Raw genomic sequence first — 25,506 nt, forward strand, 5'->3', positions numbered from 1 at the left:
CCTCGTGATGGAGGCGGGCCACAAGCGCGAGATCTCGCGCCGGGCGCCGCAACTGGGCGGGCGGGTGATGCTGTTCGATCAGTGGACGGGGGGCAAAGGGATCGCCGACCCCTACCGGGAACCGATCGACGCCCATCGCAAGGCCTTCACCGAGATTTCCGCCGCGAGCGAGGCATGGGTCTCGCGGCTCGCACCGAAACGTTGATCCGTGTCACGGCGGCATAGGCGCGGTTTTGAATAAGCATTTGAGAGTTTGAACGGGACAGATGAAGCAAATTTCCGAAATGACGCAGAAACACGCCGCGCAGCCCGAAGTCGAGGATGACGAGATCGACCTGATGGCGCTGGCCGGCGCGCTTCTGGCGGGCTGGAAATGGATCGCGCTGGCTTTCGTCGTCGCCGTGATCCTCGGTGCCTTCATCGCGCTGCGCAAACCGGTGATCTATCAGGCCACCGGGCTCTTGCAGCTCGAGCAGTCGCAAAACGCGTTGGCGGCACTCCCGACCTCGATGCAGGACATTCTCGGCAGCGACGGTGGCGGCAAATCGGAGGCGGAAACCCAGATCGCGATCATGTCTTCGCGGCTCGTTCTGGGGGAGGCGGCCAACAAGCTCAATCTGCAGAACTTCGTGATCCCGCGCCGCCTGCCGGTGATCGGCCTGCTGCCTGCGAATCTGCATTTGCCGGATCCGGGCCTGTTCGACCAATACCAGTGGAGAAACGAGACGGTCCAGCTCGGGCGCCTGAAAGTGCCCGCCCAATGGCAGGGTGTTCCGATGACGCTGACGGTGACCGGAGCGGACAGCTATCGCCTCGCGCTGCCCGACGGCACCGAGGTGACCGGAACGGTCGGTCACGACATCTCTGCGCGCGACGGTGATTTTGCGATCGCCTTGTCCCAGATGGATGCGCCGGTGGGACGCGAGTTCTATGTCGGGCGCCGCTCGCTCAGCGCGACAATTCAGGGGATGCGCGGCAAGTTCTCGGTCTCCGAAAGCCCGCGCGGCTCGAACATCCTTCAGACCTCGTATCAGGACACCGATCGGCAGCGGGCCGAAGCGATCCTGAATGCGATCGCGACCTCCTTCGTGGAACAGAATATCGAGCGCAATTCGGCCTCCGCCGAGAACAGCCTCGATTTCATCGAAAAGCAGCTTCCCGACGCCCGCCAGAACGTGTCCGACGCGGAGCAGGCGCTGAATGCCTATCGTCAGAAGCAAAAATCGGTCGACGTCAAATACGAGACGCAGGCCCTGCTGGAACGCGTCACCAAGATCGAAGGGGAACTGTCCGCGCTCGATCTGAAAGAGGCGGAGCTGAAGAACCAGTACACGGTCAATCACCCGGCCTATCAGGCGCTGCTGCAGAACCGCAAAGAGCTGCAGGCGCAGCTCGATCAGGCGAAGAAGGCGACCCAAGGCCTGCCGGAGACGCAGAAGGACATCTTCAACCTGCAGCGCAATCTCGAAGTGGCGCAGCAGGTCTACACGCAGCTGCTGAACCGCTCGCAGGAACTGAAGGTTGTGCGCGCTTCCACGGTGGGTTCGGTGCGCGTGATCGACAAAGCCTATGCGAGCACGATTCCGGTCGCGCCGCGCAAATCGCGGATCGTGGCCCTCGCCGCCATCCTCGGACTGATCATCGGGGCGGCCATCGTGCTGATCCGTCGCGCGCTGCGCCGGGGGATCAAGGGCGCCGAAGAGATCGAGGCGCTCGGCCTTCCGGTCTTCGCAACCGTGCCTTTCGCACAGGAAGCCGCCGATCTGCGCAACCGCAAGGGGGACCTGCCGATTTTCGCATTGGAGCACCCCGAGGCGGTCGCGACCGAGGCGCTGCGCTCCTTGCGCACCTCGCTGCATTTCGGGCTGCTGGATGCGCAGACCAACTCGATCCAGATCACCTCCGCCGCGCCGGGTGTCGGTAAGACATTCATGTCGATCAACCTCGCCGTGGTTGCGGCGCAGGCGGGGCAGCGGGTCTGCGTGATCGATGCGGATATGCGCAAAGGCTACCTCGCGCGCTTCCTGCATCTGCCGAAAACGGTGGAAGGCCTTTCCGACTATCTCGGCCATGAGAAATCCCTGGCGGAGGTGATGCGCGACGGGCCGGTCGAGGGGCTGAAAGTCATCACCTCGGGCCGTTATCCGCCGAACCCGTCCGAGCTGCTGATGCGGGCCGAGTTCGGGACCATGCTGCGCCAACTCGACAGTGAATTCGATCTGATCATCGTCGACGCTCCGCCCGCGCTGGCCGTGACCGACCCAGTGGTGATCGGGCGCTCCGTCGGCGCGAGCATCGCGGTCGCGCGCCATCTCGAGACGATGCAGGGCGCGGTGCGCGCGGTGCAGGCGAGCTTCGAAGCGGCGGGCACGTCGATTACCGGTGCGGTCCTCAACGGCTTCAAGGCCGAGGCGAGTGAGCGCTATGGCGGCCATTACCAATATCATTATAACTACCGCTACAGCTACAAAACCGACGATTGAGCGGGAGCGTCCCGTTCGTGACTCGGACGGGAGGCGCGAATGCTGCGAAAACTGCTGGGCCGGGCGAAAATCTCGAAGCTCGGGATCACCACGCCCGAGCCGCGTCCGGACCGTCATGGCATCGCCATCGCCGCGATCGTGCGCAACGAGGCGCGGTTCATCGGCGAATGGGCGCGGTTCCACCATGCGGCAGGCGTGCGGCATTTCGTAATCTATGACGATGCCAGCACGGATGAGACCCGCGCGGTGTTACAAGGCGCGCTACCGCCCGAGGCGCTCACGATCATTCCCTGGGCACAACGGCTGAGCGACATCCGTCTCGGGCGCGAGATCCACAATCAGGTGCTCGCCTATGCCCATGCAGCAGGGAATTTCGGGAGCGACATGCGCTGGATGGCCTTCATCGACGTGGACGAGTTCCTGATCCCCACCGCGGGCGACGATCTGAACGCCGCGCTTGCGCCTCTGGGCGATATCCCGAATGTCTCGCTGCCGTGGCATATGTTCGGATTCTCCGGCCATGACACGACGCCCGAGGGCGGGATGCTCGCCAATTTCACCACCCGTGCGCGCGACCCGATGGGCGACGCGCCGGGGCTGCGGGCGTTCAAGATGCTCGTCGATCCGTGCCGCCTGACGGCGCTGCGCGTCCATTCGATGGAGACCGAGGACGGGCAGGCGACGTGGAACGACGCGGGGGTGAAATCCGACATGAGTGCGCGCGACAAGCCGGAGTTCTACTCCACCGCTGCCGTGCAGCTGAACCACTATTACACGCGCTCGAAAGCTGATCTGGAAGCCAAGATCGCGCGCGGGCCGAACCTTGTGGCCAAGCGCGAGGCTTATCGGCGCAAGGTGATGCGCACGGTCAACAGCGTCGAGGCGGATACGGTCGGGGATACGCGCGCCCGCGATCTGGCCGCGCGCCTCGGGATCACCGGTTAAGGATCCTTGCGCCAGTTCTCCTCGACCCATTTCGTGGGCCAGAGGAAATGCCGCAGGTGGCGCAGCATCGAGCCGTCCCGCTCGCCGCGCAGGCCCGCCTTCACATGCTCCATCGGTGTCATGTGGGTAGAGCGGCTGTTCCAGCGCCCCTCGATCGCGTCGATCGGGTTCAGCCCGCCGGGGAAGATCACCACCTTCGCATCCTTCGGCAGTTTCGGCGGCGCGAAGAAGTTGATCGGGAATTGCCGGATGCAATGCCACTTGAAGGTCGCGACCCAGCCCTTCGGCCAGAACTTCACGCCGCCCGGCGTGCGCCGCGTCACGAAGCGCTGCTCGAAGACGTATTTCTCCGCCGTGCCCTGCGGATCGGCGAGGAATTCCTCGCGCAGCGGTGCCAGCTTGCCGATCGGGAAACGGTAGAGCGAGGTCTGGCCCAGCCGCTCGAACGGGGTGTTCGGGTTGCGGGTCAGGATCACGTCATCGGGGTCGCCGTACTCGAACATCGCATCGAGATTGCCGGTCACGACCACGTCGAGGTCGAGAAACAGCACCGGCCCCGACAGCCCGCCCAGATCGGAGCGCCACAGCCGGGACTTGCCCCAGATGCCCTGACGCACATTGGGCATGTCGCAATCGAGCTCGGGCAGCGGCATCGCGGTGATACCGGGATCGAGCCCCTCGAACGTGTCGGTGAAGCAGTAGAAGTCGAAGGGCGGCGTCACATGGCGCGCGACCATTCCGTAGAGGCGGTTGACGTAATCGACGCCGTATTTTTCACCCCAGCGGATACAGATGATCTGTTTCTTCATGCGACACCTTTTTGAGTTACGCGCCCTCAATAGCCCCAGCGGGCGGGGCCGTGCAATCGCGGATCGGAGGGGTCAGCGGAAGAAGCGCGGCCGCAGATGGGCGTTGAGCTTTTTCGCCAAGCGCTTGAGCGGGTGCATCTTCTTGCCGCGCGTGCGCCCGATATCCTGCAGATGGGCCGCATCGAGCCCATAGGCGGGCAGGCGGGCTGCAAGGTCGTCGGCGCTGTCATTGTCGATATCGAATTCCACGTATTGATCCGGCTTGTCGGCCATATAGGCGCGCACATCGGCCAGATGCGCATCCCATTCCGCGCGCCATTGATCCTTCAGTACTTCGAGATCGGTCAGCCCCCGCGCCGCCAGTTCGCGCTTGGCAAACTCGCCATGGCCATGCTTGAGGCGCGAGGCGATCCAGCCTTCGCGGTCGCGGAAGTTCAGCAGCAGGATCGTGTCGGGATAGTCTCGCAGGATCTCGCGGAAGGCCGTGGCGCCTTCCCAGGTTACGGTGCCGTCACTGTAGATCAGGTCGCAGTAGAAGGTGAAATCCTCGGCGCTGGCAAAGACCTTGCGCCCGGCGGCGAGGTTCTCGCGCATCACCCGGCCGATGCGGCGCGGCACGGGGCGGCCTTCGCGGATCTTGTGGTGAACGGTGGGGTGGCCTGCTGCGCGAAACAGCTCGGCCAGCGAGCGCGTGCCGCATTTGTTGAACCCGATTGCGACGACGCGCGGCAGGGAGTGCGGTTGCGCGGATGCGGCGCTATCAGGCATGGCGACCTCGGAGCGAGTGAGACAGGAGCGGCGAAAACGTAACCTCTCCTATCCCATCTTGGGCGGATCGTTTCAATCGCGCTTTGCGCGTCTGGCGACCCGCCGCAAGCCGGTTACATCCGCAGCCGGAAGTAGCTCATCTCGATATTGCCTTCCATTCCGGTATCGCAATGACCGAAGCGCGAGTTGGAGGTGCCGTCGATCTTGCCGCCGGAGACGATCGCGACACCTTCGATCCCCTCGGCCTGTGCCGAGAAGCTCACATCCTTCACCGCGAGAATCTGGCCGCCGAAGAACGAGATTTTCGCTGCCGAGGAGACACCGCCCATGGTGATCAGCTTCGCGCCGCCGTCAGGGGCGCAATTGTCATCGCGCCCAATGCGCAGCCCTTGCGGAGCCGAGAAGCTACGATCGTCGGTCGAGGTGTTCGCGAAGATTGCGTTTTCGAGTGCAACGCCATTGCCGAATTTCACCGGGCAATCCGCGATCACAGCGACTTCCGAGATCACGGCGGGATCGGTCGTTACCGTGTCGTCGACTTTATTCGGGACCGAGATCGTCACGCCCGAATTACAGTTGAGCACATAAAGATTGCCGGGTTCGAAATCGGTGGTGTCGAGCTTGGTGCCGGTCAGCACGGTCGGGCTCTTGTTGGTGATATAGGAGGGCAGATAGCCGGTGCCGTCCCGCATCGACTCGATGATCTTGGGAATGCGGTCGATGACGCGCAGCTTGTAGAACGAGGTGCGCAGCGCCTCTTGCAGCCCGTCATTCTGCTTGAAGCCCGAGGCGGGGATGTCGAGCTTGCTGGTGTCGGGCATCGACACGATCGCGCCGCTCTCGAAGAGGTTGTTCTGATTGAGCGAAACATATTGCGCCGCATAGAGGCAGAAGCCCGAAGCGAAGCTGTTGCCCGATTGCAGGTCGATCACGCCTTTCGCGGCCAGACCTTCGGTGAGGCAGGCGGGCTGGTAGGCTTCGGCCACTGCGCCGGTGTTGATCTGCCAACCGTCCTGACCGATCACCTTGCCGAAGAAGGTGGGTGCGGCGTTCGCGCGCTCGGTCGTGCGATGGGCCATCACGCGGACTGCCGGGCTCAGATCGAGGTCTTCGGCGTAATCCGTGACGAAGCGGTGATTGGTCGCGTCGTAATAGCCGAAGGTCACGTCGTCTTTGGTGATCACCGAAGTCCCGTCATCGGAGGCGAGGTTGGAGTGGGCCAGCTGGGCTGCACGGGTCTTCGCCTCGTCTTTGGTGATCAGCGGGTCGGATGAGAGGTACATCGCGCCGAGCGCCGCCGCATCGGCCGCGTCCTGCATCACCACCCGATTGCGATAGCCGTTCGAGACGTCGAGCGCGAGACTGCCGACAGCGAGGAACAGGATCGTCCAGAACAGCGAAAGCTGGGTGATCACGCCATCTTCTTCAGCGGTAAAATCGGTAATCGTTACGCGGTTCATGTCAGGACTCCATGTAGCGGTAGTCGTGGACCGTGAGGTCCATGTTGAGAACTCTGGTGAAAAGACCTGTGGCGACGAGTTCGGACATCGGGATCGTGACGCGGGTCTCGATGATCCCGTCGGTGACTTGCGTGTCGACCGTGTACGTATTTTCGTCATAGGACAGCAGGGCGCGCAGGCGCGCCATCGTGTCCTCGTCATTCTCGAACCGCCCAACCGAGTAGGCGCGATCGACATCCTGCACGATACCGAGGATCCGAGACTGTGCGTTGAAGATGAGGGAAACGTCGACGGTCGCGGCGAGCATCCCGATAAACAACGGCAGCCAGAGCAATGCTTCGATCGTTGTGGCGCCGTCTTCGGCGGAGAAGAAATTCGTAAATCGCTTCAACACTGTACGCCTCATGGTTGAAGGCCGGTTGATTAACTATCTCCTGTTGCAAAAAGCGAAACTACCGCGGCGTAAATGTGGCGAAATTGCGAAATTGAGGCAGAAATCAATTGGAATCGACACATTTGGGCGCGCGATGCTTATGGCTGCGGTCTTTGCAGCGCGACGTTGCGCCGGTCCCCGCTGCCGCCTACAACGCCCGCAGACCACAGCTTAATTCGGAGCTCGCCCATGACGCCCGCCGCGCGCTATGCCGCCGCCATCGATATTCTCGACCGCATCCAGACGGGCGAGGTGGCGGAGCGTGCGCTGACCAACTGGGCGCGCGGCCACCGGTTCGCGGGCTCCAAGGACCGCGCGGCGATCCGCGATCACGTCTTCGATGTGTTGCGCTGCAAGGCGAGTGCCGCGCTTGCCGGGGGCGGGGCGCAGGGACGCGCCTTGGTCGCCGGGCTGCTCCGTTTGCAGGGCACCGATCCCGCAACGGTCTTCACAGGCGAGGGCTTTGCGCCTGATCCTCTCTCCGACGAGGAGCGCGCGGCCCTGTCCAAGCCTTTGCCCGACGACATTGCGCAATTGGACTGGCCCGATTGGCTGCGCGACCAGCTTGCCGCCGATCTCGGGTCCGACTTCGACGACATTTCCGAGGCGATGCGCGCCCGCGCGCCGGTCTTCTTGCGCGTCAATCTTGCGAAAGCGGACCGTGCCGAGGCGATCGCGGTGCTCGCGAAGGACGGGATCGAGGCGTTCCCGCATCCGCTCGCAGAGACCGCGCTGGAGCTTGGCGAGGGCGCGCGGCGCATTCAGCAGGCTGAGGCCTATACGGACGGTCTGGTGGAGTTGCAGGATGCGGCGTCGCAAGCCGCCATCGCGTCCGTCCCGATCGCGGCGGGTCAACGCGTGCTCGATTATTGCGCGGGCGGAGGGGGCAAGGCGCTGGCGCTGGCCGCAGCCTGTCCCGAGGCGCAGATCGCCGCGCATGACATCGATGCGGGGCGGATGCGCGATCTGCCCGTCCGTGCGAAACGGGCCGGGACGAAAGTGGCCATGCGCGCGCCGGGCGATCCGGGGACGGGCTATGACCTCGTCGTGGTCGATGCGCCCTGTTCGGGCTCGGGGACCTGGCGCCGGACGCCGGATGCGAAATGGCGTCTGAGTGCTGCGCGGCTGGCCGAACTCGTGACCCTGCAGAGCGAAATTCTCGACGTTGCCCGCGATCTCGTCGCCCCCGGCGGACGTCTGGTCTACATGACGTGCTCGCTTCTCTCGGTCGAGAATGGCGCACAGATCGCCGATTTCGTGACGCGTCACGGCTGCGAGCTCGTGTCGCAGCGCCAATTCGCGCCGCTCTCCGGTGGCGACGGGTTTTTCGTCGCCCAGCTCCAGCTCTGATTTTTCTGCCACTTTTGTCGCCCGGTTCACGGCTCCGTGATTGACTCAATCGTCAGTTGAAAGTCTAGTCGCGTTAATTGGGTTTTAATTATTTTACCGCGCTATGGGGCCGATCTGTCAGGCAGGGAGGCGAGCGTGGGGCGGAACGAATTGATGCTGCAGCCACTCTCGAAGACGATGGCGGCGCTGGCGCCGGGTGCGGTCTATTTGCTGCTTGCAGCGGGAATTGCGGCGGCGATTGCCTTCGTGATGCCCGATGAGGTGGTGACCTGGGCAATGTTCTCTGTCGCGGGGACGCTCGTGATCACGGCGGTCTGGCTGCGTCTGGCCTTGGCGCAGGACCGCAGGCGGCGCGCGCGGCAGCAGGAAACGCTCGCGAATTTCATCGCCCATGACGCAGCCCCCAGCTTCACAACGGATCCCGAGGGAGAGATTGGCTATCAGAACCGGGCTGCCGTGGACCGTTTCGGCTCGCGCGGCGGGCAGGGGCTGGCGCGAACCTTGGCGGAGCTTTTCGCCGATCCCGGCGCGGTGCTGCGACGCCTGCAAAGCAAGGCGGAGGCGACAGGGGCTGCGCGCGAGGATCTGGTCACCCGGCGCGGCCATCTGCGGCTCTCCGTTCACCGTATCGGCGCGGGCGATTTTCTTTGGCGGCTCGAAGATATGGCCGAACGGGCGATTGGCGGGCGCGGCGCGGAAACGATCAGCTTGCCGATGCTCACCGTTTCCAACGGCGGCACGATCCTGTTCATGAACGAGGCGTTGCGGCGGCTCGTGGGGGAGCGGGTGCGCTCTCTCGATCGCATCTTCACCGATCTGCCGCTGCGCTCGGGCGGAGAGCACGAGATCAAGGGCGAGGATGGCCCCGTCACCGCGGTCGTGGCCCAGCTTGAAGGCCTGGGCGGTCGATCCGAGGTTTATCTGCTCCCGATCGGCGGACCGCGCTCCGCCGAGGAAGGCGCGAATTTCGAGGCGCTGCCCGTCGCTATGCTGCGCCTGTCGGCCCATGGTCGGGTGCGCGCGGCCAATCGTGCCGCGCGTGGCCTCCTTGGCGGGATCGAGCCACAGACCCGCCTTGCCGACCTCCTCGAAGGGCTCGGGCGTCCGGTCTCGGACTGGGTGAACGACGCGCTCGCAGGCCGCGCCGATGGCCGCCCCGAAGTGCTGCGCGCCCGGCGCGGCGACAAGGAGGTCTTTCTTCAGGTCACACTCTCGCGGATCGTGGAAAACGGGCGTGCGGGGTTGCTCGCTGTCCTGTCCGACGCGACGCAGCTCAAGACGCTCGAGGCCCAATTCGTGCAAAGTCAGAAGATGCAAGCGATCGGTCAGCTGGCAGGCGGCGTCGCGCATGATTTCAATAACCTACTCACCGCGATTTCGGGTCATTGCGACCTGCTGATGCTGCGACACGACAAGGGCGATGGCGATTATGCAGATCTCGACCAGATCAGCCAGAACGCCAATCGCGCCGCGGCGCTGGTCGGTCAGTTGCTCGCCTTTTCGCGCAAGCAGACGCTGAAGCCGGAGATCCTCGATCTGCACGACACGCTTTCCGATCTGACCCATCTGCTCAATCGGTTGGTTGGCGAGAAGGTCGTCCTGAGCGTCAAGCATGAAAGCGATCCCGGACGGGTGCGCGCGGACAAACGGCAGCTCGAACAAGTCATCATGAACCTCGTGGTGAACGCACGCGACGCGATGCCCGGCGGGGGCGAGATCCGGATCGAGACCGACGCGGTGCACCTTGCCGAAAACCGCACCCGCGACCGTGTGGCGGTACCCAAAGGCGACTATGTCGCGATCAAGGTCACCGATACCGGTACCGGTATCGCGGCCGATAAATTAAGCAAGATTTTCGAGCCCTTCTTCACCACCAAACGCACCGGCGAGGGCACGGGGCTGGGGCTTTCGACGGCCTATGGAATCGTGAAGCAAACCGGCGGCTATATCTTTTGCGATTCCGTCATCGGGACAGGAACGAGTTTCACGATCCTTTTGCCCGCCTATGCCGCTACCGAAGAGGCGGACGTGTCGAGTGCCGAAGACGCAACGGCGGAGGCGCGAACTGCCCCGCGTGGCCCCACGACGCCTTCCGTCATGCCCAAAGCGGAAGTCGCGCCGTGCGCGACAAAGGCGACCCCCGTGATTGCCGGCGAGGCGACCGTGCTTCTGGTCGAGGACGAGCCCCCGGTGCGCGCCTTCGCCGCGCGCGCGCTCAAACTGTGCGGCTACACCGTGCTGGAGGCGGAGAGCGCGGAAGAGGCGCTGGAGCTGCTCGAAGATGCTGATCTGCAGGTCGATATCTTCGTCACCGACGTGATCATGCCCGGCCTCGACGGGCCAAGCTGGGTCAGCCGCGCGCTCGAGGCGCGACCGGGCACGCGCACGGTCTTCATGTCAGGCTATGCAGAGGAAGTGTTCCAGAACGGAACGTCCCCCGTTCCGGATTCGGTCTTCCTGCCGAAACCTTTCTCGCTGAGCGAGTTGACCGCGACGGTTCAGGACTTGCTCTCACGCTAAGGCGCGGGTGACCCGATCGTACAGCGCAATATCGTCCTGCATCGCGACCCGCAGCGCGGCCTCGGTCTCGGGCGCGAGCCCGGTCTCGACCGCGGGGGGGACGTTCACGCGGGGCAGGGTGATGGCGAAGCCGAGCTGATCTTCGAGAAAATGCACGAAATCCTCGATCCGCTCATACGGAAAAATCCGGTCCACCAGCGGCGTGCCTTCATCATCACAGAGGAATGCGGCCTGACTGGGCACATCGCTGAACCCTGCGCGCGGGTCCTCGATGTAGTCGCGCGCGAACTGTTCGAAGGAATAGCCGGCAGAAATGTCGCTTTCCTCGATCAAATCGCGCAGTCGAAAACGATAGAGCGACCGCAACCAGTCGAGCGGCTCGCGCATCAGCGCGACCGTGGTGAAGCTGGCCTCGGTCTTCGACGACAGCAACGGCGCAAGATGATCTCGGAAATCGCGGGCCGAGGCATGTTTGAGAACAGCCGGACGGGTCAGCGCGACGTCGGCCAAAGACTCCAGCGCAGTCTCGACCGCAGAGGAACCTGCCTTGGGCGTGGCGAGGAAGACGAGTTTTTGTGTCCAGAAAATCAGCATCTTGGCGGGTCAGCTCCTAACTGCGCCGGTGATAATCTTTCGGCCCACGCGGGTAAACCGTTTCTTAACCGAATTGGCGGTTCAGTGAGTTGTGGAAAATTTTGTTGTAATGTTCACGTTCTGTGCGCATAGTGCGGTCAGAACATGAGGTGAACATCCGCGCGAGGGCGTCGCATTGCCGACCAGCCGTCGCTGTGAAATAAGGAAGCGGACAAATGGCAGTAGCGAAGCTTTTCGATATGGATAAATCTCCCAAGGCAGACAAGCAAAAGGCGCTCGACTCGGCGCTGGCGCAGATCGAGCGGCAATTCGGCAAAGGCTCGATCATGAAGCTCGGCGGCGACACGCCCGCGCGGGAAATCGAAGCGACCTCTACCGGTTCGCTGGGTCTCGATATCGCGCTTGGCATCGGCGGGCTGCCGAAAGGCCGGATCGTCGAGATCTATGGGCCGGAAAGCTCGGGCAAGACGACGCTGACGCTGCACGCGATCGCGGAAGAGCAGAAGAAGGGCGGCGTCTGTGCCTTCGTCGACGCTGAACACGCGCTCGATCCGCAATATGCACGCAAACTTGGCGTCGATCTCGATGAGTTGCTGATCTCGCAGCCCGACGCAGGCGAGCAGGCGCTGGAAATCGTCGACACGCTGGTGCGTTCCGGCGCGGTCAGCCTCGTCGTGGTCGACTCGGTCGCGGCGCTGACGCCGAAGGCCGAAATCGAAGGCGATATGGGCGATCACACCGTGGGTGCGCAGGCCCGTCTGATGAGCCAGGCGATGCGCAAGCTGACCGCCTCGATCGGGCGTTCGAATTGCATGGTGATCTTCATTAACCAGATCCGGATGAAGATCGGCGTCATGTTCGGCTCGCCGGAGACGACGTCGGGCGGCAACGCGCTGAAATTCTACGCCTCCGTGCGTCTCGACATCCGCCGTATCGGGTCGATCAAGGATCGCGACGAGGTGGTGGGCAACCAGACCCGCGTGAAAGTGGTGAAGAACAAGGTGGCCCCGCCGTTCAAGCAGGTCGAGTTCGACATCATGTATGGCGAGGGCATCTCGAAGATGGGCGAACTGGTCGATTTGGGCGTCAAGGCCGGGGTCGTCGACAAGGCTGGCGCCTGGTATTCCTACGGGGATGAACGCATCGGCCAAGGCCGTGAAAACGCGAAGACTTTCCTGCGCGAACACCCCGATGTCGCCTATGAGATCGAAGACAAGATTCGCGCCAGCCACGGGCTCGAATTCGACAAATTGTCCGAAGATGACGCGCTGACCGAAGACTGATCGTCACCGCAAATTCATGCAAAGGCCGGGAGCGTCGTCTCCCGGCCTTTTTGCGATTGCTGGACAGGGGGAAAGGGCGGCGTTAAACGGGACCGAACATGCCCGATCAGGCGAGACAGGACGATATGCCCAGCCTTAACGAAATCCGCTCCACTTTCCTTAATTACTTCGAGCGTAACGACCACCGGGTCGTTGACAGCTCGCCCCTCGTTCCGCGCAACGACCCGACGCTGATGTTCACCAATTCCGGTATGGTGCAGTTCAAGAACTGCTTCACCGGGGTGGAAAAGCGCGAGTACAACCGCGCAACGACCGCGCAGAAATGCGTGCGCGCCGGCGGCAAGCACAACGATCTCGACAATGTCGGCTACACCGCGCGCCACCATACCTTCTTCGAGATGCTGGGGAATTTCTCCTTCGGGGATTATTTCAAGGAAGACGCGATCCCGTTCGCCTGGGAATTGCTGACCAAGGATTTCGACATTCCGAAGGACAAGCTGCTGGTCACGGTCTACCACACCGATGACGAGGCGGCGAATATCTGGAAGAAGGTCGCCGGCCTGCCCGACGAGAAGATTATCCGTATCCCGACCTCGGACAACTTCTGGCAGATGGGCCCGACCGGTCCCTGCGGTCCCTGCACCGAGATTTTCTTCGATCACGGCGATCATATCTGGGGCGGCCCGCCTGGTTCGCCCGAGGAAGATGGCGACCGGTTCATCGAGATCTGGAACCTCGTCTTCATGCAGAACGAGCAGTTCGAGGACGGCTCGATGCGCGCGCTCGACATGCAGTCGATCGACACGGGCATGGGGCTCGAGCGGATCGGCGCGCTGCTGCAGGGCAAGCACGACAATTACGACACCGACCTGATGCGCCACCTGATCGAGGCCTCGGCCAACGCGACCGATGGCGCGCCGGACGGGCCGGGCAACGTGCATCACCGCGTGATCGCGGATCACCTGCGCTCGACCTCGTTCCTGATCGCGGATGGCGTGATGCCCTCGGCGGATGGGCGCGGCTACGTCCTGCGCCGGATCATGCGCCGCGCGATGCGTCACGCGCACCTGCTGGGCGCGAAGGATCCGGTGATGCACCGTCTCGTGCCGTCGTTGATCCGCGAGATGGGTGCGGCTTACCCCGAGCTCGGCCGGGCGCAGGCGCTGATCGAAGAGACGCTTCTGGGCGAGGAAACCCGCTTCAAGACCACGCTCGATCGCGGGCTCAAGCTGCTCGACGAGGCGCTTGTGGACCTTCCCGAAGGGGAGAGGCTACCGGGCGAGACTGCGTTCAAACTCTATGACACGTTCGGCTTCCCGCTCGATCTGACGCAAGATGCGCTGCGCGAACGTGAGCGCGAGGTCGACACCGAAGGGTTCGACGCCGCGATGGAAGAGCAAAAGGCCAAGGCGCGCGCCAGCTGGTCCGGGACCGGCGAGGCGGCCAATGCCGCGATCTGGTTCGACCTGTCCGAGAAACTTGGCGCGACCGAATTCCTGGGCTACGACACCGAGACCGCCGAAGGTCAGATCACCGCGCTCGTGACCGACGGGGCCGAGATCGACAAAGCGTCCGGCGAGGTGCAGATCGTGGTCAACCAGACCCCGTTCTACGCCGAAAGCGGCGGTCAGGTCGGCGATCGCGGTTGGATTGTGACCGAGACGGGTAAAGCCGAGGTTACCGACACCAAGAAAGTCGCGGGCGTCTTCATCCATTTCGCGCGCGTCACCGAGGGCGAGCTCGCCAAGGGGCAGGGCGCGAAGCTGGAAGTCGATCACGCACGCCGCAGCGCGATCCGCGCGAACCACTCGGCCACGCACCTGCTGCACGAGGCGCTGCGTCGCACGCTGGGCGATCACGTGGCGCAACGCGGCTCGCTCAATGCCGAGGACCGTCTGCGCTTCGACTTCTCGCACAACAAAGCGCTCTCGGCCGAGGAAGTCGCGAAGATCGAGCGCGAAGTGAATGAATTCATTCGCCAAAACACGCAGGTCGACACCCGGATCATGACGCCGGATGACGCGCGCGATCTGGGCGCGCAGGCGCTGTTCGGCGAGAAATACGGCGATGAGGTCCGTGTCGTCTCGATGGGCGAGCTGGCCAATTCCGGCAAAGGCACGAACGGGAATGTCTATTCGCTCGAACTTTGCGGCGGCACCCATGTGAAGCGGACCGGCGATATCGGCACCTTCGTCCTGACCGGCGAAAGCGCGTCCTCGTCGGGCGTGCGTCGGATCGAGGCGCTGACCGGTGATATCGCGATGGCCGAGCTGCGCCGCCGCGACAAGCTGCTGGGCGAGATCGAAGGGCTGGTGAAAACCTCCGAGGCCGATCTGCTCGGACGTCTGCAGGCGATCCTCGACGAGCGCAAGGCGCAGGCCAATGAGATCGCGCAGCTTCGTCGTGAGCTTGCGATGGGCGGCGGTGCCTCCGGTGGTCCGGATATCAGCGAAATCAACGGCTTGAAGTTCGTTCCTCAGGTTGTTTCCGGTGTGACCGGCAAGGACCTTCCGGGGATCGTGGACGAGCTGAAAGAGAATGTCGGCTCCGGCGTGATCCTCGTGGTGGCCGATGCGGGCGGCAAGGCGGCCGTAGCGGCTGGCGTGACCAAGGACCTGACCGAGCGCGTCAGCGCGGTCGATCTGGTGAAAGCCGCAGCGCAGGCACTTGGCGGCAAAGGCGGCGGCGGTCGTCCCGATATGGCGCAAGCCGGCGGGGCCGATCCGTCGAAAGCCGATGAGGCCATCGCGGCCGTGAAAACTGTTCTGGAGGGATTGTAATGGCAGGCGCATTCTGGATCGCCCATGTGAAGGTGCTCGACGACGAGGCCTATGGCAAATACGCCGAGGGCGCGGGCCCTGCGATCGCGAAACATGGCGGACGGTTCCTCGCCCGTGGCGCGCGCTATGTGCAGCTCGAAGGCAATGACCGCGCACGCAACGTCGTCGCTTGGTTCCCGTCGCTGGAAGCTGCCGAGACCTGCTACTACTCCGACGACTATCAGGCGGCGCTCGCGCATGCCAAAGGCGCGTCTGAGCGCGACCTGATGATCGTCGAGGCGATGGACGACGTCGAAATCAAATGAAGATCGGCCTCTAAGGCACTGATCGGAAAGCATTTAGAAGGCGACTGCGGCCGCCTTTTTCTATGATGTCGTACCCGTTCGTTTTTGCTCTGGACCTTCAGGCGCGCTGCGTCCTATGCTGCCGCCATGACCACGAAGACCATCATCATCTGCTGCATTATCCGCTGACATACGTCACGCGGGCTGGTCTTCTCTTTCCAAATTTCTCATGACCTTGTAAGCCCGCCGGCAGGTGCCGCCGACCCTTTGCGAGGACACATGACCCAGATCCGTTTGCGCAATTCCCTGACCCGGAAAGTCGAGGATTTTCGTCCGATCGATGCCGACAACGTCCGGATGTATCTCTGCGGCCCGACCGTTTACGACCGCGCGCATCTCGGCAACGCCCGCCCGGTGGTGGTGTTCGATGTGCTCTACCGGTTGCTGCGCCATGTCTACGGACCGGAGCACGTCACCTATGTGCGCAATTTTACGGATGTGGATGACAAAATCAACGCGACGGCGCTCGCGCGCAAGGAAGCCGGGGCCGAAGGGTCGCTGGAAGAGCTGATCCGCGCGCGGACCGAGGAAACCATCGGCTGGTATCATGCCGACATGGATGCGCTCGGCGCCTTGCGTCCCGATCAGGAACCGCGCGCGACCGACTACATCGGCGCGATGATCGCGATGATCGAGACGCTGATCGAAGATGGTCACGCCTATGCCGCCGAGGGGCATGTTCTGTTCCGGGTGCGCAGCTACAAGGATTACGGCGCGCTGTCCGGTCGGACGGTCGACGACATGATGGCGGGTGCTCGTGTCGAGGTCGCGCCCTTCAAGGAAGACCCGATGGATTTCGTGCTCTGGAAGCCTTCCGACGAGGGGCTGCCGGGCTGGGAGAGCCCGTGGGGCCGGGGTCGTCCGGGCTGGCATATCGAGTGCTCGGCCATGTCTTACGAGCTGCTCGGTGCGTCGTTCGACATCCATGGCGGCGGCATAGACCTGCAATTCCCGCACCACGAGAACGAGATCGCGCAAAGCTGTTGCGCCCATCCCGAGGGCTCCTTCGCGAACTACTGGCTGCATAACGAGATGCTGCAGGTCGAAGGCAAGAAAATGTCCAAGAGCTTGGGCAATTTCTTCACCGTGCGGGATCTGCTGGACGGGCATGACGGCGAGAAGGGCGTTCCCGGCGAGGTGATCCGCTTCGTGTTCCTGCAGACGCATTATACGAAGCCGATGGATTGGACACGCCGCAAGGCGTTTGACGCGCATGACGCTTTGAACAAAATGGCGCGTCTACTTGGTCAAGCGGGCACCGAAGGGTTGAAGAACTTAAAGCCTGGAACGCCGTTTCCGTGGGTCGTGGATGCCCTCGCAGATGACATCAATACTCATTCGGCTCTTATGGAAATTACCCATTCGGGCGTTCGTAAGCGCCTCAAAGCTGATGAAATGAGTTCTCGTGTTGCCGACATCTACGCGTCGCAGCTTATGCTTGGCTTTGACCTGAAAGATTGGCCGGCCGCGCAACAAGCTGCCTCGGCGCACGATCAGACTTTGGGGATTATCGTAGAGAAAACAGGACTTTCGGCTTCATTAGAGGACCTTACCGACAAGCTCGCCACCCTGCGCGCAACCGCAATGGAAACCAAAGACTTTGCGCCGGTCGATGCAATGAAACAGGCGCTCGTCGCCGCAGGCGTGGAGGTGCGCATGTCGAAGGCCGGGGTGGAGTTGCTGCCCGGACCCGATTTCGACCCCGCCAAGCTGGAGGGCCTGTGATGGTGCGCGGTTACAGTAACAAGGGGCGCGCCGGACCCGAGGGAGGGCGCAATCGCGCCCGCCCTGGGGGGCGGGTCGGGCGCGGCCCGGCGTGCCGCCAGGCGGAACGTAACCTCGACGGAGGCAACCAATGACCAAACAACGCCTCTATCTCTACGACACGACCCTGCGTGACGGGCAGCAATCGGCGGGCGTCCAATTCTCGGTGCCGGAGAAGATCGAGATCGCCAAGGCGCTCGACGCGATCGGCATCGACTATATCGAAGGCGGCTGGCCCGGTGCGAATCCGACCGACAGCGATTTCTTCGAAGCGCGGCCCGAGACGCGCGCGACCTTCACCGCCTTCGGGATGACCAAGCGGGCAGGGCGCTCGGCCGCGAATGACGACGTGCTCGCGGGCGTCATGAACGCGAATACGCCCGCCGTCTGCCTCGTCGGCAAGACGCATGACTACCACGTCACCACCGCGCTCGGGATCACGCTGGAGGAAAACCTCGAGAATATCCGTGCCTCGGTCGCGCATATGGTGGCGCAAGGTCGCGAGGCGCTGTTCGATGCCGAGCATTTCTTCGACGGCTACAAGGCGAACCCCGACTATGCGCTGGAGTGTTGCCGCGCGGCCTATGAGGCGGGCGCGCGCTGGATCGTGCTGTGCGACACCAATGGCGGCACGCTGCCGGGCGAGATCGGCAAGATCGTCGGAGCGGTGATCGCGGCGGGCATTCCCGGCGACCGTCTCGGCATCCATTGCCATGACGATACCGGCAACGCGGTGGCGGGCAGCCTCGCGGCCATCGAGGCCGGTGCGCGCCAGATCCAAGGCACGCTGAATGGGCTGGGCGAGCGCTGCGGCAACGCGAACCTGATCACGCTGATCCCGACGCTTCTGCTGAAAGAGCCCTACGCCTCGACGCTCGACACCGGGATCGCGCACGAAAACCTGCGCGACATCACCAAGCTCTCGCGCAAGCTCGACGATATCCTGAACCGGGTGCCGTTGCGCTCCGCGCCCTATGTCGGCGCCTCGGCCTTCACCCATAAGGCGGGGCTACACGCCTCGGCAATCCTCAAGAATCCGGACACTTACGAGCATATCGACCCCGCCGTGGTGGGAAACACGCGCCTCATCCCGATGTCCAATCAGGCGGGCCAGTCGAACCTGCGCGCGCGGCTGAAGGGCATGGGGATCGAGGTCGCGAAGGACGATCCGCGCCTCGCCCGCATCCTCGATCTGATCAAGGAGCGCGAGGATCAGGGCTATGCCTATGACGGCGCGCAGGCGAGTTTCGAACTGCTCGCGCGGGCCGAGCTGGGGCAATTGCCGAAGTTCTTCGAGGTGAAGCGCTACAAGGTCACGGTGGAGCGGCGCAAGAACCGCTACGACAAGATGGTCTCGATTTCCGAGGCGGTCGTGGTGGTGAAAGTCGGTGGGAAGAAGATGCTTTCTGTCTCGGAAAGCATGGACGAACAGGGCCATGACCGGGGCCCGGTGAACGCGCTGTCGAAAGCGCTGTCGAAGGATCTCGGCCCCTATCAAAGCCTGATCGACGACATGAAGCTGGTCGATTTCCGCGTCCGTATCACCCAAGGCGGCACCGAGGCCGTCACCCGCGTTATCATCGACAGCGAAGACGATGCGGGCCAGCGCTGGTCGACCGTGGGTGTGTCGCCGAACATAGTGGATGCGAGTTTCGAGGCGCTGCTCGACGCGATGATCTGGAAGCTGATGCGCGACGGGGCGAAACCGGCATGAGCGATCTGGCCGCGTCCCTTCAAGCGGCGGCCGAGGCCGTGCGTCAGGGCGATCCCGACCGGTTCGCCGCCACCATGGCCGCGCCCGCGGATTTGCGTGACCGCCTCTGGCCGCTCTACGCCGCCAATCTCGAGATCGCGCGTGCGCCCTGGGCGTCGTCGGAGCCGATGGTCGCCGAGATGCGCCTGCAATGGTGGGTCGATGCTCTGGAGGCTCTGTCTGAGGGCTGCGAACCGCCGCACGAGATCGGCCCGGCGCTTGTCTCGGTGGCGCAGCCCGCGCGCCATTTGATTGCCGCGGCCGAAGCCCGTCGTGCCGATTGCTGGCCCGATCCTTTCGACGATATTTCAAGCCTTTGGGCCTATCTCGATCAGACGTCCGGCGCGCTCTACTGGGCCGCGGCCGAGGCGCTCGGCGCGCCCGAGGAAGCGGAAATCACCGTGCGCAGTTTCGGTGCAGGCGCCGGGCTCGCGGCGCTCCTGCAGGCATGGTCCGTTCTCGCCGCGCGGGGGCGCCCGCCTCTTGCCGCGCCGGAGGTCGCAACGCTGCATCAGCTCGCGGCGGAGGGCCAAGCGCGGCTCGAGCCCGCCCGCAAGCTGCGTCTGGGACCGGCAAAGGCGGCACTCTTACCGGGATGGCAGGCACCGGCGCTCCTCGCGCGCGCGCGCGATGTAGAAGACCCGCTTGCGCCGGGTGCGCTGGCGCTGTCGGAATTCCGCCGCAGATCGGGACTTCTGCGCGCCGCGCTGCTTGGCGTCTGAGCCACTTGGGGGCCAGCGTGCGGGAAATTTCCGGAAATTAGAGGAATCTTCAACTCTTCGCCCGATGGTGAACGCGATTGCCCCGATAGGTCGGGTCGTTGTCGCTGTTCGCCGGAGGACGTTGATGCGCTTTCTCGACAATCTGAAACTTGGACTGAAATTGCCGCTGATGCTGGTGGCGATTGCCATGGTCGCTCTGACGATTATGGGAATTTCAGCCTATCGTACCGCCTACGGACTGCTGGAAAGCGAAGGGACACAGCGGCTCTCGCGAACGCTGGCCGCGCGCGTCGCTCTTGCGGAAGACTGGGCGCAGACACTGGCCTCCAATACCCGCACGATCGCCGCGAATCCCGACACGGCGCGGGCGCTTTACGATTTCACCAAGAGCCTCAACCGGCTCGATCCTACCGCCATCGAAAGCCTGCGGACCGGGGCCGCAGAGGCCGGGGCGTCCGAGGGCGAGGTGAGCGGCCCGCTCCGGGACTACCGCCTGCTACTGGATCGCTATGGCCCCGCCATTGATCAGATTTTGGCGGAGAATGGCCTGAAAGATCTCTATCTGATCGATCGCGACGGTCGCATTGTATTTGCCGCGCGCGATCATAGCGCGATTGGTCACGCGCTTGCGGATGAACCGGCGGGGCTGATCGAGGCCGCGACCGCTGCGCTGGATTGGTTGAGCGCGCCGACGGGCATGGTGGCGGCCGATACCGTCGCCGTTTCGCCCCCGCATTTCGAGTTTGCCAAGGGTCGGTTCTTCGCCGCACGCCCCGTGCGAAGCGGAAATGGTCTCAAACTCGGTGCTGTTGTCTTGCGAAAGCCGATGGCCGAACTCGGGGGGATCATAGCCAACCCGCGCGGCATCGGCGAGACCGGTGAAGGTTTCCTGATTGACGGGAAAGGGAGGCTGATGAGCGATCTGCGCTTTCCGGCCAACGCTCCAAAACCGGGGGAGGTTTTGCCCGCGGCTACCGTGAGTGCTGTAGAACAGGCGCAGGAAGAGGTGATCTCTTTGCATGGGCATCCAGCGATCGAGAGAACCCAGAAGGTCACTTTATTCGATCAGCCCTATTGGGCGGTGGTCGAGCAAGACCGTGCAGAGCTGTTCGCTCCTGCCACGTCACTTGCCCGTGCGATGCTATTCAACGCGTCCTGGCTCATCCTTCTATTGGCGGCCCTTTCTGCCTGGATGGCACGATCAGTCTCAAACCCTCTCAAGGGCCTTGAAAAATCCATTCGCAAGATCAGCGGAGGCGATTATGCGAGCGAGATCGCACAGAGTCGCCGTGGCGACGAAGTCGGCGCAATCGCCTCCGCCCTGAGCAACCTGCGCGACGAGCTTGATCAGTCTGAAGGGATCAAACGAGAGGCCACGCGTCAGGGCGCAGCCTATGCCAACGCCTCCGCCGCCCTAATGATCGTCGATCGCGACTTCCGTATCACCCATGTCAACCGTGCGCTCGTCGATCTGGTCGAGTCGCGGCTCGACGAGTTCCGCGTCGTCAGTCCCGACCTCGATCCTGAAAATCTTGTGGGCCGCTCGATGGATGACTTCCACGCCAATCGGGGACACGCCCGTGCGCTGCTCGGTGATCCAGCCCAATTGCCGCTTCATGTCGATATCAAAGTTGGCGAGGGTCGTTTTGGCGTCGACGTCACCGAATTCGTCGATGGGCAGGGCAATCAGGCGGGGTTCGTGGTCGAGTGGCGCGACGTGACCGAACGACGGATGAAGGATGCCCTCATCGCGGCCATCGAGCGAGGTCAGCTCGTTTGCGAGGCCAATCCTGCCGGGATGGTCGTTCGGATGAACGCAAATCTGCAATCGCTCCTCGGCGCTCAGGCACCAGACCTCGTGGGGGCCCCACTGAAGGACTGGCTAAGCACGGTTGATGGAAGTGATCTTTGGCCCGCGATTGCCGCCGGTGAGCCCGTCACAGCCCGCTTTTCGATAAAGGACCCACAGGGCAACACCTATCTGCTCGACGGTTCGCTCAATCCGATCTCGGATAAAGCAGGGCGCTTGATGAAGATTGTGCTCATGGCCAGTGACGTGACCGTCGCGGAAGCTGCGCTTGCCTCCGCCCAACACCGAAATCTCAAAATGATCGAGGCTCAGAAGTCCGTTGTCGAGACGCTTCAACTCGGCCTTGCAGCCCTGTCGCGCGGCGACCTGAGCCTGACGCTCGACACAGAGTTTTCCGAGGAATACGAGGCGTTGCGCAACGATTTCAACGCTGCGGCGCAAAACCTTGCGGCAGCGATCGTTTCGGTCATCGATAACGCTGCGGCGATCGATACTGAGGCCAGTGAGATCGCCTCTGCCTCTGATGACCTCAGCCGCAGAACGGAACAGCAGGCCGCGACGCTCGAAGAGACCGCAGCCGCGCTCGATCAGCTCTCATCCTCTGTCACGACTTCGGCACAAGGCGTGGCCGAAGCGGATAGGGTGGTATCAGAAGCCCGCAACAGCGCGGAAACCTCTGGTGAAGTGGTCAAGCAGGCCATACAGGCGATGAGCGAAATCGAAACCAGCTCACAGCAGATTTCCAAGATCATCGGCGTGATCGACGAGATTGCCTTCCAGACCAACCTACTTGCGCTCAACGCTGGTGTCGAAGCCGCGCGCGCCGGTGAAGCGGGCCGCGGTTTCGCCGTTGTCGCTTCAGAAGTACGCGCCCTCGCGCAACGGTCTTCCGAAGCCGCACGCGAAATCGACACCCTGATCACCGCGTCGAGCGAACAGGTGACCCGAGGCGTGGGCCTCGTCGGCGAAACCGGCCGTGCGCTCACGGAAATTCTTGACGCTGTCGTCGATATTTCGGCGCGTGTCTCTGAAATAGCGGGCGGTGCCCATGAGCAGGCAGAGGGGCTGAAAGAGATAAATATCGCGGTGAATCAGCTGGACCAGGTGACGCAACAAAACGCAGCAATGTTCGAAGAAACGACCGCGGCCAGTCACGCTCTGATGACAAATGCGACATCCCTGCGCGACATCACTGCCCAGTTCAAAGTCAGTATGCGGACGACGTCAAACGAAGGCGAGAGCACTCTGTTGGCGCAAAATCAACATGGGGTTCAGGCAAGCGAAGGAGGCCGTGAACTTCCGCAAGCGGTGGGCGAAACCGCTCCGCGCGGTACCACATTTTCAGCTGAAGTCTGGGAAGAGTTTTGAATTCGCACGAAGGACACGCGATGCCAAACGAATTGCCGCTCGCCAAGAAAGTTCTCATCGTCGATGACTCGGCTACAATGCGTCAACTTATTCGAGCGCGTCTGGCAAACGACGTGCGCCTAGTCGTCGTCGGCGAAGCGGCGGACGCGTTTGAGGCGCGTGAAAAAATTAAAGCGCTTTCGCCGGATGTGATCACGCTCGATGTCGAGATGCCGCGGATGAACGGCCTCGATTTCCTTGAACGCCTCATGCGTTTGAGACCGATGCCTGTGGTCATGGTGTCGACGGAAACCCATAGCGGATCGCGCGCCGCAATCGAAGCGCTCGCCCTCGGTGCGATCGATTGCGTGGGAAAGCCGCGGTCTGGTCACCTCGAAAAGAGCTTTGAGACGCTTCCAGATATTCTTCTTGCGGCAGCAAACGCGCGCCTGCCTCAGAGTGGGGTCGAGCGAGCTGCGGTGAGGCCCGCACGAAACTTTCACTGGGCCGGTCAAATCGTGCTGATCGGGTCCTCGACCGGAGGCGTTGACGCCCTCGAGACGATCTTGAAGGGATTTCCTGAAAATTGCCCGCCCACGCTCATAGCGCAGCACATGCCAGAGAGCTTCCTCGCGAGCTTCGCCGAACGGCTTGATCGTATCATCGCGCCAAGTGTGCGGCTTGGCCAAACGGGCCTCCCTCTCGCACAAGGGCAAGTCTATTTTGCGCCTGGTGGCCCGACGCATCTCACGGTTCAAAATGACAGAACACCTTACCTGTCATTGCTTGAAAGCGAGAAGCGAAACGGACATCGACCGTCGGTGGATATTCTGTTCGAATCCGCACTGGATATGGCTACGAATGCCGTCGTCGTTTTACTCACCGGTATGGGCCGAGATGGCGCAGAGGGGATGATGCTCTTGCGCCGAGCAGGAGCACATTGTTTTGCCCAAGACAAGGAGACGTCGACTGTTTTTGGAATGCCGAGGGCGGCGCTCGAAATTGGCGCGGCGTCCTATTCGGTGGCCCTTGAAAAAATCGCCCCAGAAATTCTCAGGAGATGTGCTCAGAGCCCGGCAAAGGTCAGGAAAGTAGGTGAAACATGAATGCAGTTTCCACAGACAGACCGATCCATATTTCGCAAGGCGAGTTTCTCGTCGCCGGCACGGGCGCGCAATCTATTACAACGATCCTCGGCTCTTGTGTCGCCTGTTGTCTCTACGATGAAAATGCGCAGGTCGGTGGTATGAACCACTTTCTATTGCCGAATACGACTGGTTCAACCTTTAAAGCGGCAAGCTTCGGCGTGAATGCGATGGAGCTTTTGATCAATGAACTTATTAAACACGGGGCGCAGCGCAGTGAGCTACGTGCGAAGCTATTTGGTGGTGCGCGCATGGTCAACGGCCTCTCGGACATCGGCTTTAAGAATAGCGAGTTCTCAATCGCGTTCCTAGCTAAGGAGCGTATCACATGTGTCAGCCAGAGTTTGGGCGGTTCTCAAGCGCGTAGGGTAGAGTTCTGGCCCGATACTGGCCGCGCGCGCCAGAAAATGCTTGGTAATGCAGAAGTCTTTGAGCGCGATGTCACGCCCGCGCCGGTTCGCGAAATCGAACTGTTCTGACGTGTTGGATGGCAGCAATAAATGTCAAATGAATGGCCCCGCGTTTCTTAGACGCCTTCGTGCTTCAGTTTCCGCTGCCGCTAAAAGTCGACGGGCGACAGCATTCCGTTCCGGGCGTGCGTTCGCTTTGGATTATAGAACATCTCGATGTAGTCAAACACATCCTGCCTGGCTTCTTCGCTTGTTCGGTAGGCCCGTCGTCTGATCCGCTCACGCTTCAGCAGGTTAAAGAAGCTCTCAGCTTCTGCGTTATCATGGCAGTTCCCACGGCGGCTTATCGAGTGCTCCAGGTTGTGGGCTCGCAGGAACGCCGCCCAGTCCATGCTGGTGAATTGGCTGCCCTGGTCCGAGTGGATCAGCTGACCTGCCACGGGTCTTTCATCCAGCAGCGACCGGAGTCCGGTTGGTATTTACGCCGATCGACGTAGGTTGAGCAATCGCCCGACGCGCGGAGTTATCATCTCGCGTAGCGGGGCCGGCGATTGTGGTGGTCAGTACCCGCGCGTGGTCAGCCGGGGTCTCGTAATCCAAGGCCGAATGCGGACGCACGGTGTTGAAGTCGGCAGCCCAAGCGGCGATCACGACGCGCGCATGAGCCAAGTTACGGAACATGGTCTCGTTGAGCAGCTCATCGCGCATCCGGCCGTTGATGGGGAAGACGGCCCCGCTCCTGAGAAGGGACCGTATACTGGTCCTACTTTGCAGAAGGAGCATTCC

Annotated in this window: 19 protein-coding genes and 2 pseudogenes; 14 read left to right on the plus strand and 7 right to left on the minus strand. The window is 62.5% G+C overall.

The features are described 5' to 3' along the window. From BMI87_RS20600 to BMI87_RS20610, 3 genes and pseudogenes are all read left to right on the plus strand, one after another. Positions 1 to 205: pseudogene (locus tag BMI87_RS20600) on the plus strand (low molecular weight phosphotyrosine protein phosphatase); the annotation flags it as partial. Positions 206 to 266: 61 nt separating this feature from the next. Beyond that, entirely contained in the window at positions 267 to 2,483 is a 2,217-nt protein-coding gene (locus BMI87_RS20605; RefSeq protein WP_246832758.1) for a polysaccharide biosynthesis tyrosine autokinase, read from the plus strand. Between the two features lie 39 nt (positions 2,484 to 2,522). Beyond that, positions 2,523 to 3,428 (plus strand): glycosyltransferase family 92 protein, encoded by a 906-nt coding sequence (locus BMI87_RS20610; protein WP_078523371.1) that lies wholly within the window; start codon positions 2,523 to 2,525, stop codon positions 3,426 to 3,428. Here the strand turns inward: BMI87_RS20610 and BMI87_RS20615 are convergent. From BMI87_RS20615 to BMI87_RS20630, 4 genes are all read right to left on the minus strand, one after another. Further along, positions 3,425 to 4,237: a glycosyl transferase gene (locus tag BMI87_RS20615; protein WP_078523372.1), complete on the minus strand. Its 813-nt coding sequence runs from the start codon at positions 4,235 to 4,237 to the stop codon at positions 3,425 to 3,427. The two genes, BMI87_RS20610 and BMI87_RS20615, sit on opposite strands and share 4 nt — an antisense overlap. Positions 4,238 to 4,309: 72 nt before the next feature. Further along, positions 4,310 to 5,005: a sulfotransferase gene (locus tag BMI87_RS20620; RefSeq protein WP_078523373.1), complete on the minus strand. Its 696-nt coding sequence runs from the start codon at positions 5,003 to 5,005 to the stop codon at positions 4,310 to 4,312. Between the two features lie 113 nt (positions 5,006 to 5,118). Further along, a complete protein-coding gene (locus tag BMI87_RS20625) occupies positions 5,119 to 6,465 on the minus strand; it encodes a pilus assembly protein TadG-related protein (RefSeq protein ID WP_168175257.1) in 1,347 nt (448 codons plus the stop codon). A gap of 1 nt (position 6,466) precedes the next feature. Then, positions 6,467 to 6,859, minus strand: a complete 393-nt coding sequence (locus BMI87_RS20630; RefSeq protein WP_168175258.1) for a TadE/TadG family type IV pilus assembly protein — start codon at positions 6,857 to 6,859, stop codon at positions 6,467 to 6,469. Positions 6,860 to 7,087: 228 nt separating this feature from the next. Here BMI87_RS20630 and BMI87_RS20635 point away from each other — a divergent pair, with 228 nt between their 5' ends. After that, a complete protein-coding gene (locus BMI87_RS20635) occupies positions 7,088 to 8,248 on the plus strand; it encodes an RsmB/NOP family class I SAM-dependent RNA methyltransferase (protein ID WP_078523376.1) in 1,161 nt (386 codons plus the stop codon). A 153-nt stretch (positions 8,249 to 8,401) separates the two neighbouring features. Beyond that, the gene (locus BMI87_RS20640) at positions 8,402 to 10,768 is read left to right on the plus strand and encodes an ATP-binding protein (protein WP_078523388.1); all 2,367 of its coding nucleotides are present in this window, start codon (positions 8,402 to 8,404) and stop codon (positions 10,766 to 10,768) included. Here the strand turns inward: BMI87_RS20640 and BMI87_RS20645 are convergent. Continuing rightward, a complete protein-coding gene (locus tag BMI87_RS20645) occupies positions 10,760 to 11,362 on the minus strand; it encodes a hypothetical protein (protein WP_078523377.1) in 603 nt (200 codons plus the stop codon). The genes BMI87_RS20640 and BMI87_RS20645 overlap by 9 nt on opposite strands. A gap of 215 nt (positions 11,363 to 11,577) precedes the next feature. Here BMI87_RS20645 and recA point away from each other — a divergent pair, with 215 nt between their 5' ends. The 9 genes from recA (at position 11,578) to BMI87_RS20690 (ending at position 24,789) form a co-directional block, all read left to right on the plus strand. Continuing rightward, positions 11,578 to 12,645, plus strand: a complete 1,068-nt coding sequence (recA, locus tag BMI87_RS20650; RefSeq protein WP_078523378.1) for a recombinase RecA — start codon at positions 11,578 to 11,580, stop codon at positions 12,643 to 12,645. A gap of 125 nt (positions 12,646 to 12,770) precedes the next feature. Continuing rightward, positions 12,771 to 15,425, plus strand: a complete 2,655-nt coding sequence (gene alaS / locus BMI87_RS20655; RefSeq protein ID WP_078523389.1) for an alanine--tRNA ligase — start codon at positions 12,771 to 12,773, stop codon at positions 15,423 to 15,425. Beyond that, positions 15,425 to 15,730, plus strand: a complete 306-nt coding sequence (locus tag BMI87_RS20660; RefSeq protein WP_078523379.1) for a DUF1330 domain-containing protein — start codon at positions 15,425 to 15,427, stop codon at positions 15,728 to 15,730. Before alaS ends, BMI87_RS20660 begins: the two co-directional genes overlap by 1 nt. Positions 15,731 to 15,988: 258 nt before the next feature. Further along, entirely contained in the window at positions 15,989 to 17,494 is a 1,506-nt protein-coding gene (cysS, locus tag BMI87_RS20665) for a cysteine--tRNA ligase (RefSeq protein ID WP_078523380.1), read from the plus strand. 130 nt (positions 17,495 to 17,624) lie between these two features. Beyond that, positions 17,625 to 19,247, plus strand: a complete 1,623-nt coding sequence (gene cimA, locus BMI87_RS20670; protein WP_078523381.1) for a citramalate synthase — start codon at positions 17,625 to 17,627, stop codon at positions 19,245 to 19,247. Then, positions 19,244 to 20,008 carry a squalene/phytoene synthase family protein gene (locus BMI87_RS20675; RefSeq protein ID WP_078523382.1) on the plus strand — a complete coding sequence of 255 codons (765 nt, stop codon included), beginning with the start codon at positions 19,244 to 19,246 and terminating at the stop codon, positions 20,006 to 20,008. The genes cimA and BMI87_RS20675 overlap by 4 nt, the downstream gene beginning before the upstream one ends. Before the next feature lie 124 nt (positions 20,009 to 20,132). Beyond that, the gene (locus BMI87_RS20680; protein ID WP_168175259.1) at positions 20,133 to 23,186 is read left to right on the plus strand and encodes a methyl-accepting chemotaxis protein; all 3,054 of its coding nucleotides are present in this window, start codon (positions 20,133 to 20,135) and stop codon (positions 23,184 to 23,186) included. Between the two features lie 20 nt (positions 23,187 to 23,206). Next, positions 23,207 to 24,271, plus strand: a complete 1,065-nt coding sequence (locus BMI87_RS20685; protein WP_078523384.1) for a chemotaxis response regulator protein-glutamate methylesterase — start codon at positions 23,207 to 23,209, stop codon at positions 24,269 to 24,271. Next, on the plus strand, positions 24,268 to 24,789 hold the full coding sequence (locus tag BMI87_RS20690) for a chemotaxis protein CheD (RefSeq protein ID WP_078523385.1): 522 nt from the start codon (positions 24,268 to 24,270) through the stop codon (positions 24,787 to 24,789). Before BMI87_RS20685 ends, BMI87_RS20690 begins: the two co-directional genes overlap by 4 nt. An 80-nt stretch (positions 24,790 to 24,869) precedes the next feature. Here the strand turns inward: BMI87_RS20690 and BMI87_RS20695 are convergent. Together BMI87_RS20695 and BMI87_RS20700 are read right to left on the minus strand one after the other, a co-directional pair. Beyond that, positions 24,870 to 25,154: pseudogene (locus BMI87_RS20695) on the minus strand (IS3 family transposase); the annotation flags it as partial. Between the two features lie 13 nt (positions 25,155 to 25,167). Next, a partial coding sequence (locus BMI87_RS20700; protein ID WP_146681711.1) for an integrase core domain-containing protein occupies positions 25,168 to 25,506 on the minus strand: 339 nt, incomplete at its 5' end.

The sequence above is a fragment of the Thioclava sp. F28-4 genome, assembly GCF_002020045.1.
Taxonomy (GTDB): domain Bacteria; phylum Pseudomonadota; class Alphaproteobacteria; order Rhodobacterales; family Rhodobacteraceae; genus Thioclava; species Thioclava sediminum.

Excerpts from the sequence above, each read along its gene's own strand:
- alaS (WP_078523389.1), top strand. The coding sequence starts at position 12,771 with ATGCCCAGCCTTAACGAAATCCGCTCCACTTTCCTTAATTACTTCGAG.
- BMI87_RS20645 (WP_078523377.1), bottom strand. The coding sequence starts at position 11,362 with ATGCTGATTTTCTGGACACAAAAACTCGTCTTCCTCGCCACGCCCAAG.
- BMI87_RS20685 (WP_078523384.1), top strand. The coding sequence starts at position 23,207 with ATGCCAAACGAATTGCCGCTCGCCAAGAAAGTTCTCATCGTCGATGAC.
- BMI87_RS20610 (WP_078523371.1), top strand. The coding sequence starts at position 2,523 with ATGCTGCGAAAACTGCTGGGCCGGGCGAAAATCTCGAAGCTCGGGATC.
- BMI87_RS20620 (WP_078523373.1), bottom strand. The coding sequence starts at position 5,005 with ATGCCTGATAGCGCCGCATCCGCGCAACCGCACTCCCTGCCGCGCGTC.
- BMI87_RS20660 (WP_078523379.1), top strand. The coding sequence starts at position 15,425 with ATGGCAGGCGCATTCTGGATCGCCCATGTGAAGGTGCTCGACGACGAG.
- BMI87_RS20635 (WP_078523376.1), top strand. The coding sequence starts at position 7,088 with ATGACGCCCGCCGCGCGCTATGCCGCCGCCATCGATATTCTCGACCGC.
- BMI87_RS20625 (WP_168175257.1), bottom strand. The coding sequence starts at position 6,465 with ATGAACCGCGTAACGATTACCGATTTTACCGCTGAAGAAGATGGCGTG.
- BMI87_RS20605 (WP_246832758.1), top strand. The coding sequence starts at position 267 with ATGAAGCAAATTTCCGAAATGACGCAGAAACACGCCGCGCAGCCCGAA.
- BMI87_RS20615 (WP_078523372.1), bottom strand. The coding sequence starts at position 4,237 with ATGAAGAAACAGATCATCTGTATCCGCTGGGGTGAAAAATACGGCGTC.
- BMI87_RS20680 (WP_168175259.1), top strand. The coding sequence starts at position 20,133 with ATGCGCTTTCTCGACAATCTGAAACTTGGACTGAAATTGCCGCTGATG.
- cimA (WP_078523381.1), top strand. The coding sequence starts at position 17,625 with ATGACCAAACAACGCCTCTATCTCTACGACACGACCCTGCGTGACGGG.
- BMI87_RS20640 (WP_078523388.1), top strand. The coding sequence starts at position 8,402 with ATGCTGCAGCCACTCTCGAAGACGATGGCGGCGCTGGCGCCGGGTGCG.
- cysS (WP_078523380.1), top strand. The coding sequence starts at position 15,989 with ATGACCCAGATCCGTTTGCGCAATTCCCTGACCCGGAAAGTCGAGGAT.
- BMI87_RS20690 (WP_078523385.1), top strand. The coding sequence starts at position 24,268 with ATGAATGCAGTTTCCACAGACAGACCGATCCATATTTCGCAAGGCGAG.
- recA (WP_078523378.1), top strand. The coding sequence starts at position 11,578 with ATGGCAGTAGCGAAGCTTTTCGATATGGATAAATCTCCCAAGGCAGAC.
- BMI87_RS20675 (WP_078523382.1), top strand. The coding sequence starts at position 19,244 with ATGAGCGATCTGGCCGCGTCCCTTCAAGCGGCGGCCGAGGCCGTGCGT.